The organism is Actinocrinis sp., from assembly GCF_035605935.1.
GTDB lineage: Bacteria > Actinomycetota > Actinomycetes > Streptomycetales > Catenulisporaceae > Actinocrinis.
Genome location: NZ_DATNGK010000238.1, coordinates 1 through 10,165 on the forward strand (window position 1 = coordinate 1; position 10,165 = coordinate 10,165).

At 70.3% G+C, this 10,165-nt stretch carries 7 protein-coding genes and 1 pseudogene; 2 read left to right on the forward strand and 6 right to left on the reverse strand.

The genetic code is table 11. The annotated features are described in order from the left end of the window. The 6 genes and pseudogenes from VN779_RS19085 to VN779_RS19110 all read right to left on the reverse strand — a co-directional run. Positions 1-1,227: pseudogene (locus tag VN779_RS19085) on the reverse strand (prenyltransferase/squalene oxidase repeat-containing protein); the annotation flags it as partial. A 25-nt stretch (positions 1,228-1,252) separates the two neighbouring features. Continuing rightward, entirely contained in the window at positions 1,253-2,260 is a 1,008-nt protein-coding gene (locus VN779_RS19090) for a polyprenyl synthetase family protein (protein ID WP_325725235.1), read from the reverse strand. Between the two features lie 32 nt (positions 2,261-2,292). Then, the gene (hpnE, locus tag VN779_RS19095) at positions 2,293-3,669 is read right to left on the reverse strand and encodes a hydroxysqualene dehydroxylase HpnE (RefSeq protein WP_325725237.1); all 1,377 of its coding nucleotides are present in this window, start codon (positions 3,667-3,669) and stop codon (positions 2,293-2,295) included. Further along, positions 3,666-4,592: a squalene/phytoene synthase family protein gene (locus VN779_RS19100; RefSeq protein WP_325725241.1), complete on the reverse strand. Its 927-nt coding sequence runs from the start codon at positions 4,590-4,592 to the stop codon at positions 3,666-3,668. Before VN779_RS19100 ends, hpnE begins: the two co-directional genes overlap by 4 nt. A 20-nt stretch (positions 4,593-4,612) precedes the next feature. After that, positions 4,613-5,581, reverse strand: coding sequence for a squalene synthase HpnC (gene hpnC / locus VN779_RS19105; RefSeq protein WP_325725243.1), 969 nt, complete (start codon positions 5,579-5,581; stop codon positions 4,613-4,615). Beyond that, entirely contained in the window at positions 5,578-7,011 is a 1,434-nt protein-coding gene (locus VN779_RS19110) for an aspartate aminotransferase family protein (RefSeq protein WP_325725245.1), read from the reverse strand. Before VN779_RS19110 ends, hpnC begins: the two co-directional genes overlap by 4 nt. 362 nt (positions 7,012-7,373) lie before the next feature. Here VN779_RS19110 and VN779_RS19115 point away from each other — a divergent pair, with 362 nt between their 5' ends. After that, complete coding sequence (locus VN779_RS19115; protein WP_325725247.1) at positions 7,374-8,501, forward strand: S1C family serine protease; 1,128 nt, start codon at positions 7,374-7,376, stop codon at positions 8,499-8,501. 196 nt (positions 8,502-8,697) lie between these two features. Continuing rightward, the gene (locus VN779_RS19120) at positions 8,698-9,849 is read left to right on the forward strand and encodes an acyl-CoA dehydrogenase family protein (RefSeq protein WP_349260853.1); all 1,152 of its coding nucleotides are present in this window, start codon (positions 8,698-8,700) and stop codon (positions 9,847-9,849) included. Positions 9,850-10,165: the final 316 nt, after the last annotated feature.

Consider the following 10,165-nt stretch of genomic DNA (forward strand, 5'->3'; position numbering starts at 1 on the left):
CGCGTCCACGCGCGCGCGATCGGGGTGGTCGACCCTGCGCAGCGCGATCACCACCTCGGCGGTGTCGTCGACGTCGGGGTAGTTGTCGTTCTCGAACTCGAACGCCCAGCCGCCGGGGGCCAGGTCCGGGCGGCGCACGGCCCAGTCGCCGCGCACCGTGATCTCCTCGTTCAGCAGCCAGTCGGCCGCCCTGACCACCGCCGGATCATCGCTGGGAACGCCGGCGTCGGTCAGCGCCACCACCGCCAGCGCGGTGTCCCACACCGGGGACTGGCACGCCTCAAGCCGCCGCACCGGGCCCTCAGGTGTCTCCTCCCAAACCAGGAAGCCTTCCAGGCCCTCGAGTCCGGCCTGGATCACCGGGTGGTCAAGTGCATAGCCCATGAGGTGCAGCGCCATGATCGAGTACACCCACGGCGGCTGGATGCCGCCCCAGCAGCCGTCGGCCTCCTGCCGCGCCACGATCCACTCGACCGCCCGCTTGAGCGCGGCCTTGCGCATCGGCTTGTGCCGCAGCCGCTCATAGCGGTGCAGCACCTTGTCCGCGCGCTGGAAGAAGCCTGCGGTGCTCAGCGCGGAGGCCAGCGGCGGATCGCCGGCGCCGGTGCGCAGTTCGTCGATTCCGAAAGGCAGCGGACGGCTGGGCCGGAAGTGTGAGACCACGGTGAGCGGCACCACGGTCTGGCGTGCCCAGCAGCCCCAGTCGTAGATGTTCAGCGGCACCTGCGGCGGCAGGTAGATCAGCTCCGGCGGCATCACCGGAAGCCGTTCCCAGTCCCACAGGCCGAACAGTGCCAGCCAGATCCGCGTGAACACCCGTGCGCGCTCGACGCCGCCGTTCGCCTGGATCCAGTCCACCGCGAGCTTCATGTGCGGCGCGTCCGGATCGTCGCCGCACAACTTGAGTGCGACGTACGCCTCCACGGTCGTGGACAGCTCGGGCGGACCGCCGTGGAACGTGCCCCAGGTGCCATCCTCCCGTTGCTGCGAGCGGATCCACCGGGCCGCGGCCCAGCTCTCGGCCGCCTGACGGATGCCGAGGAACTCACGCAGCAGCAGATCCTCGGCGTCCATGGTGACGTTGGTCGCCAGCTCGCCCTTCCACCAGCCGGCCGGGTCCTGCAAGCCGAGCAGATGCCCGCGCGCCCGCTCGCTCGCGCGCCGCACCGCCGCCAGCTGTCCGGACTCGGCGCCCGTGGGGGTGGGCCGATCCGCGATTGCCGTCATCTCCAGGTCCTCCTCGTGCCCGCCCCTACCACTCCCGCCGCAGCAGAAACCTGGTCACCTCGGTGAGATCGCCGAAGGTCTCAGGCCGCGCCGCCAAGCGGTCGAGCCGGGTAAGCGCCTCGTTGGTGTGCAGGTCGGCGCGCTCTTGGCACCAGGCGCGGCCGCCGGACTCCTCCACGAGCTTGGCGGCGAGCGCGACATCCTCCTCCGGCAGCTCGCCCGGCGTCGCCATCAGCGCGGCCAGCCGCTCGCCCTCGCGGGTGCCGGAGGTGAGCGCGGCGACCACCGGCGCGGAGCGCTTGCGGGCACGTAGGTCCGCCGCCACCGGCTTGCCGGTGCGCCCCTCGTCGCCCCAGATGCCGAGCATGTCGTCGACCAGCTGGAATGCCATACCGACGTGATGGCCGTACTCGGCCAGCAGCGCAGTACGCGCCGCCGCCTCGGAACCCTGTGCCGATTCACCCGGGATCAGTTCGCCGCGCGCGCCGTACCAGGCGATCGCGCCGAGCGAGGCGGAGGCGGACAGCAGCGAGGCGGTCTTCCCGGCCTCCATCGCGATGCACTGCTCGAGCGTGGCGTCCTGACGGTCCGCCAGGTACAGGTCGTCCGACTGCCCGGCGATCAGCACCTGCACCGACGCGGTGAGCGCCTCCTGAGCCGCCACCGCGCCGCGCCTGGCCAGCACCTCGAAGGCCAGGGTGTGCAGCGCGCAGCCGGCCAGCAGCGACTGGTTCACGCCGTAGACGGTCCACGCGGTCGGCCGGTGATGCCGGGTGCGGTCCTCGTCCATGATGTCGTCGTGCACCAGGGAGAAGTTGTGGATCAGCTCGACCGCGCAGGCCGCGTCGAGCACCTCGGGCTCGTCGCCGTTCGCGCCGACCGCCTGGGCGCCGAGCACGGCCAAAGCCGGGCGCAGCGACTTGCCCGAGCCGCCCTTGGTGTCCCAGCCGAAGTGGAATCGGGAGATCTCGCGCATCAGCGGGTGCAGCCCGTCGACGTGCCGCTGTAGCACCGGGTCGACGAGTGCTTTCATCGCGGCGAGAATATCCGGCGCCTGTCGGTGCATCAGCCCTCTCCCGTCGTGTGATCAACTACCAGTCTTGCAGCATTGATTCCGCTGCGCACCGCACTTTCCATGGTGTCCGGCCAGCCGGTGGCGGTCCACGCGCCCGCAAGGTAAACCCCTGGCATGCTGGTCGCCGGGCCCGGCCGCAGCGGCGCCGAACCGCGCTCCTGACGGAACGTCGCGTGCTGCTCCCGGGTCACGAACACCTCTTCCAGGCGCGCGTCCTTCGTCTTGGGCAGCAGCCGCGCCAGCTCGGCCTCGAACAGCACGGCCAGCTCGCGCGTCGGGGTTTCGGCCAGGGCATCGGCAGCGGAGACCGTCACCGCGAGGTAGCGCCCAGGCGGGCCGTCGAGGCCACTGGCGGCGGTGCGATCGAAGATCCACTGGGCCGGGGTGTCGACCGCGGCGAGGAACGGACCGTCCAGGACGGGCCGGTCGTAACGCAAGTGGATGTTGAGGATCGGGCTGTGGCCCAGCTTCCCGAACGCGGTCGGGTGGTGCGGTGCGGGCAGCAGCGTCGCGGCCACGTCGTGCGGCACCGCGAGCACGATCGCGTCCGCGGCCAGGTCACTGCGCTGACCCGATCGGTCGACGATGGTGATCGATCGGGCGCCATCCGCCAGCGGTTCGGCCTTGGTCGAGTCCAGGACGGTCACGCCTGCCGCGGCCAGTGCCTTTCGGGCCAGCTCGTCGTGAATCCGGCCGAGCGGGACCATCGCATAGCCGAGGTCCGCGCCGTCGTTCGTCTCCAGCAGCCCGGTGCGGAACACCTTCGCGGCCAACGCGAGTGAGGCGTCGTCAGGCGCGATGTTCAGCGTCGCGGTCGAGATGACCGACCACAGCCGGTCGATCGCCGCCTGAGACTGGCCCTTCTGCCGCAGGAAGTGCCCGAAGCCCTGCTCGTCCACATCGAGGCTCGCCGGATCGGTGCGGCGCAGCGCGAACGCCGGGCCGCCCAGCTTCGCGCGATCGCGCAGCGGCAGCAGTCCGTAGCCGCCGAGCGCGACGGCCAGGTGCAGCGGCGCGGGCAGTGCGGTACGCCGCAGTCGCGCGGTCTTCGCGTCAGACGCCGACTTCAGCGGGATGTCGAGCTGGTCCTGAAGGTGCGTCAGGCCGGTGTCCGGCCCGGCGCCGAGCCGGTCGAGCAGCCCTCGGTAGGCGGTGCAGCAGCGCAGGAAGACGTGCTGGCCGTTGTCGACGATCAGCTCGCCGCGCCGGTACGAGGTGGCCCGGCCGCCGAGCCGAGGGCGCGCCTCGACGAGCGTCACGCTCCAGCCTCGTTCGGCGAGCACGAGCGCCGTGGTGATCCCGGCCAGCCCGCCGCCGACGACGACCGCGCGTTGGCCGCCGCCTGGTTCGCTCGGGTCGGCGTTCATGAGCGGGGCGCCGGGAGCAGCAGGGCGCCGAGCGCGACGGAGAGCTTTTGCGGTGTCGGCACCGAGACCCGGGTGGACAGGACCGCCTCAGGTTCAGCCGCGATCCGGCGCAGCAGCGCGTGATAGATCCCGGACAGCGCGCCGCAACACGCGCGTGAGCGCCGATCCAACAGCGACAGCAGGCCAAGTCCCTCGGCGTACAGCTTCTCGGCGCGGTCCGCCTCCGCCCGGATCAGCCCGGCCAGTTTGCCGCCCTGCGGATCGAGATTCCCCTCGGGGTTCAGCACCAACGTGCAGCCGTGCGCCGCGAGATCCTCCTGCGGGAGGTAGATCCGACCGTTCGTCAGATCCTCGCGCAGGTCGCGCAGGATGTTGGTGAGCTGCAGCGCCAGCCCGAGCGTGTCGGCGAGCGCGTTGGGCACCGAAGGCTCGGTGCGCAGCGAGGGTGGATCGAACACGCCGAGCGAGAGCCGCCCGATCGATCCGGCCACGCAGCGGCAGTACACCGCGAGGTCGTCCCAGGTGCGGTACGCCGTGCCGCGCTGGTCCATCTCGCAGCCGTCGATCAGCTCGCCGAACGCGCCGAGGTCGAGCGGGTAGCGCGCGGCCGAGTCGGCGAGCGCCACGAGTACCGGGTCGTCCGGGAAGTCGCCGGGCGCGGCGGCCTGCTTGCGGGCATGGTCGAGGGCGACCGTCTTCTCCGCGATCGGCAGGTCACCGTCACCGATGTCGTCCACCCGGCGGGCGAACGCGTAGACGGCGGACAGGGCTTGGCGCTTGGGGCGCGGCAGCAACCTGATGCCGTAGGAGAAGTTGCGTGCCTCCACGCCGACGATGCGTTCGCACTCCGCGTACGCCGCGGCTAGGTCTGCGGGCTGGGGGGCTGCGGCCGCCGGGGGCCGGTTCTCATCGCTGGTCTGCACGTGATCAACCTAATCCGAGGTCAGCGTCGTCGGCCCAGAAGCACACCGGCCGCCGCGCGCAGTGTCGCGCCGGTGGTGGGCTTGGGCGTGGCGGCCAGTACGTCGTAGTCGCAGCGGCGTAGCGCGGCGAGGGTCGCCCGGCCGCCGGCCACATAGCCGATCACCGCGGGCTTGGCCCAACCGCGCAGCCGCCGGGTCAGCGGCACGCCGCGGCTGAGCATCACCGCGGCCCGGCCCGCCTCCCAGCGCAGCAGGGCCTTTACGTCCTCGTCGGCGCGCTGCTCGGTGAGTGCGGTCTCGATCACCCCGAACGCGGTCAGGTCCTCCCGGGGCAGGTAAATGCGTCCGGCCTGGTAGTCCTCGGCCACGTCCTGCAGATGCTCGATCACCTGGAGCCCGGTGCATACCGCGTCGGAGTCGGCGATGTTCTGATCCGTGGCCTGCCCGGCCAGATACAGCACCACGCGCCCGACCGGGTTCGCCGACAGTTTGCAGTAGTGCACCAGCTCGGCGAACGTGGCGTACCGCAGCTTGTGCTGATCCATCAGATTCGCCGCGACCAGGTCGTGGAACGGCTCGATGGGCACACGGCCGTCGCCGACCATCTGCAGCAGACCGCGCACCGGCTCCAGCATGGGAGTGCCGCCGGAGGCCAGCCGGTCAAGGTCCGCGTCCACGTCTTTGAGCGCCGCGATCCGGTCGCCTGCGAACTCGTCGCCGAGGTCATCGACGTACCGGGCGAACGTGTAGAACGCGGCCAGCTCGCCGCGCACGCTGCGGGGGAGGAAGCGCAGCGCGACCGGGAAATTCTCCGCCTGCTCCTTCGCCGCGATCACCGCTCGGTCCGGACTGACAACCTCGTCCGGCACGCCTTCAGGCATACCCGCCGGGGCGGGCGCCGCAGCGCCGCCCTCGACCACCGTCTCGTCTACCGCGGCCCGCGCCTCGACTGCCTCGTCGTCGCCCGCCGCCGTCGTTTCCTCGCTCACCGCCGCTGCATCGCCTGCTTGACCAGGGTCCGGCCGAAGTCCCACATCAGGCCGGTGCCCCGGTGCGCGTCCCGCATCACGTCGTCGAAGGCCTCGATGAAGCGGTCCACCTCGGTCTCGGTGATGTTCAGCGGCGGCAGCAGCTTGATGACGTCCATGTGGTCGCCGGCCACCTGAGTCAGGATCCGGTGCCGCTGGAACAGCGGCACGACGACCATCTGCGCGAACAGGCCGTGCCTGGCCGCCTGCAGGGTGTTCCAGCCGGCCTTGAGCTTGAGCGAGGAGGGCTTGCCGAACTCGAACCCGATCATCAGACCGCGCCCGCGCACGTCGCTGAGCAGCTCGTAGCGTTCCATCCGCTCGGCCAGCCGGGACTTGAGCAGCTCGCCTATCCGCTCCGCGTTCTGCACCAACTTCTCGTCCTCGACCACCTGGAGCGCGGCCAGCCCCGCGGCCATCGCCATCGCGTTGGAGCCAAAGGTCGAGTCGTGCACCAGCACGCGGTCCATCGAGGAGTAGACCTTCTCGAAGATCCAGCCCTTCGCCAGGGTCGCGCCGACCGGCACGAAGCCGCCGGACAGCGCCTTGGCCACGGTCACGATGTCCGGTTCGACGCCCTCTTCGTGTTCGTAGGCGAAGAACTTGCCGGTGCGCCCGACGCCGGTCTGCACCTCGTCGCAGATCAGCAGTGCGCCGTGGGCGCGCAGCCGCTCCTGAGCCGCCTTCAGGAAACCGGGCTGCGGGATGTTCACGCCCTTGCCCTGGATCGGTTCGAGCAGCAGCGCGGCCACGTCGCCGCGGGCCAGTTCGCGCTCCAGCGCGTCCAGGTCGCCGAGCGGCAGCGGGGTGTCCGGCAGCAGCGGGTCGAAGCCGCGACGGAACTCATCGGCGCCGTTGACCGAGAGCGATCCGGTGGTCAGGCCGTGGAAGGCGTGGTCGACGTACAGAATGCGGCTGCGGCCGGTGGCGTAGCGGGCGAACTTGAGCGCCGCCTCTACCGCCTCGGTCCCGCTGTTGCCGAAGTACACCCGATCCAGGTGTGGCGCGTACGCCAGCAGCTTCTCCGCGAGCAGTCCGGCCAGCAGTGGCGAGTCGAACTGGACCAGGTCGGCCAGATCCGCGTCGAGCACCTGGTGCAGCGCGGCCCGGATCGCGGGGTGGTTGCGGCCGGCCGCGAAGACCCCGAAGCCGGAGAGGAAGTCGAGGTAGTCGTTGCCCTGATCGTCGTAGAAGTAAGCGCCCTGCGCGCGCACATAGGTCCGGTCGAAACCGATGGCGTGCAGCATCCGCGGCAGCTGCGGATTGAGCATCCGCGCCTGCAGGTCGTGGCCCTCGCCGGTGCGCGCGCGGATCAGCGCGGCCAGGTCCGGCCCGCCGCCGCGGGGCTCGTCGCGCCCGCTCAGATCTCCGCTCTCGATCAAGCTGTCCATACGACGCTGTACCGCCCTTTCGGCCCGCCAGTCCGCCGGGGCCGTCTACCCGTGCCGGATCCGGCTGAACCGAACCGGGCACGGACGTCACCCCGAAACGCCCTGCCTGTCGGGGCTGATACTACGGTGACGATCACTCCGGGGTGGCGGCTCGCCCGGCGGGTTTCCCGGAACTGTGGATATCGTGCGCCGGACGGTTGAGTCCGCGCGCTCGGCGGTTGGATCTAGGCCGGGTGTAAGCAGTATCGCCGGGCGGGCGCAGGCGAAGCAGCGGTCCGGCTTAACGAATTCGCGGCTGCATTCTTGAGATGGTCTGACCGTAGTCTCAGATGTCTTTCAAGGAACGCGGGCACTGTCGAAGCATGACCGAGACGCAGCACGACCCGCGCACTGCGCAGCCCAACCACCAAGCGCAGCAGTCGTACCCGCAGGCGCCGCAGCAGTCCCAGCCGCAATGGGCGGCTTCGAGCACGCTCCAGGCCGGTGAAGGTGAGTACGCCTGGCGCGGCGCCGGTCAGTCATCCCCACCGCCATACGGTCAGCCGGAGCCAACCGCGCCGATAGGTCCGTTCGGCCCAGGCCCCGGTTCACCGCCAGGACCCGGTCACGCGGCCGAGCCACGCCGCCGCTCGCCGATGAAGTTCGGCCTCGGCGTCGTCGCCGCCTTCGTCATCGCCTCCGCCGGGGTCGGCGGGGTGGCGGGCGCCTACTTCGGCTCGCACAACGGCACCTCCGCCAGCGTGGTCACCTCGATCACCGGCGCGAACGCCTCGACCGCCACCACCAACGTCGGCAAGGTGGCCGCCGCCGTCCTGCCCAGCGTGGTGCAGGTCAACGAGACAACCCAAGCGGCCTCCGGGGTCGGCTCCGGAATGGTCATCTCGTCCGACGGGAAGATCGTCACCAATGACCATGTCATCGCCGACTACGTTGCCAACGGCGGGCAGTTGAGCGTCACCCTCTATAACGGCAAGACCTACAACGCGAAGGTGATCGGGTACATCGCCGCCGACGACATCGCGGTCATCCAGGCCGAGGGCGTTTCCGGGCTGACCCCGGTGACCTTCGCCGACTCCTCGAAGGTCCAGGTCGGCGACGAGACCGTCGCCATCGGCTCACCCGACCAGCTGCAGAACACCGTCACCAGCGGCATCGTCTCCGCGCTCAACCGCAAGGTGTCAATCACCGAGTCCACCGACAACGGCGGCGGCTTCCCGGGCTTCGGCTGGCGCGGCTTCGGCTCGACCACCACGGTCACCTACAACGCCATCCAGACCGACGCCTCGATCAACCCCGGCAACTCCGGTGGCCCGCTGCTGAACTCCTCGGGCCAGGTGATCGGCATGAACTCGGCGATCTACTCCTCCTCCGGTGCCTCGTCCAGCTCCGGCTCGGTCGGCCTGGGCTTCGCGATCCCGGCCAACACGGTCACCGCGGACGTCACCAAGATCGAGAGCGGCGGCGGCGACTCGAACTCAACCACCTCCTAAGCGCCTGCCGTCCGCACCAGCCTTGGCCAGCGCGGCCCACTGGAGCTGCCACGCGTTGCGCGTGCCGAAGATCCGAACCGAGCGCTAAAGTGACGGCGTGCCGGATACCATCCCGGCACGCCGGTGGCGCGTCCGGAAAGGTTCACAAGATCGCGCCGTGCGCCACCGACCTCCCACCACCCTGCCGGAGGCCGTCATGGACGCCGCGCGCCGAGCGCTGCTGCCCACCGAGGAAGCCGTAGCGCTCCTCGAACTCACCACCGAGCTCGCCGAGAAGGAGCTCGCGCCCCGCGTCAACGAGTATGAAGAGGCGCACCATTTCCCGCGTGAGATCTTCCGCGTCCTAGGCCGTTCCGGCCTGCTCGGCCTGCCTTATCCGGAAGAGTACGGCGGCGGTGCGCAACCGTACGAGGTCTACCTCCAGGTGGTCGAGGAACTGGCCCGGCACTGGCTGGCCGTCGGTATCGGCGTCTCCGTGCACACCCTCTCCTGCCACGCGCTGGCCCACTACGGCGACGAGCAGCAGAAGGAGCGCTGGTTGCCGGACATGATCGGTGGCGACTTGCTCGGCGCCTACTGCCTTTCCGAGCCGTCGCACGGCTCCGACGCAGCGCACCTGATCACCCGCGCGACCCTGGACGGCGACGAGTACGTCGTCGACGGCACAAAGGCATGGATCACTCATGGTGGCGAGGCTGACTTCTACACCGTGCTGGTGCGTACGGGCGAGGCCGGTGCCCACGGCATCAGCGTGCTGCTCGCCGATGCGGACACCCCCGGCCTGAGCGCCGCGCCGCCGGAACGCAAGATGGGACTGCGTTCATCCACTACCGCGCAGGTGCGGTTCGAGGGCGCGCGGGTCGCGGCCACGCGCCTCTTGGGCGCCGAGGGCCAGGGCTTCGCGATCGCGATGGACGCCCTGGACGCCGGACGCCTCGGCATTGCCGCGTGCGCGATCGGCTTGGCGCAGGCCGCGCTCGACGCCGCGGTGACTTATGCGCGCGATCGGGTCCAGTTCGGCAAGCCGATCATCGAGCACGACGGTGTCGGGTTCCTGCTCGCCGACATGGCTACCAGGCTCGAAGTCGGCCGAGCCGGCTACCTGGCCGCCGCCCGGTTGCGTGACCGCGGGCTGCCGTTCACTCAGCAGGCCGCGGCGGCCAAGCTGTTCTGCACTGACGCGGCGATGCAGACCACGATCGATGCGGTACAGGTGCTCGGCGGCTACGGCTATACGGCCGACTTCCCGGTAGAGCGGTATATGCGTGAGGCGAAGGTGCTGCAGATCGTCGAGGGCACCAACCAGATCCAGCGCCGGGTGATCGCCAGGGGGCTCGCCCGCCCCTGACGAGCGCCTTCGACAGGTAGATCAGCCTCTCAAACCCCATCAGCCACGGCGCTTGAGGCCAGTCCCGCGCGCCCTCGCGCGACTTTTCACCGGAACGTGGCGCAGTTCACGCCCCGCAGTGCGGTGCGTTTGGGTAGGTTTCTTGTCGGAACTCTTACAAAAACCGGCCCGACAGCGGGGCTACAGGGGGACCCGGCACGGTGGCTTGAACGGCACGGCGAATGAGAGGCGGAAGGGCCATGGCGGATCGGGCCGGCACCTCGGCGCGCGGCGGTGGCCTGCGATTGTTCGGCGTGGCGCACGCCGTGGCGATCGC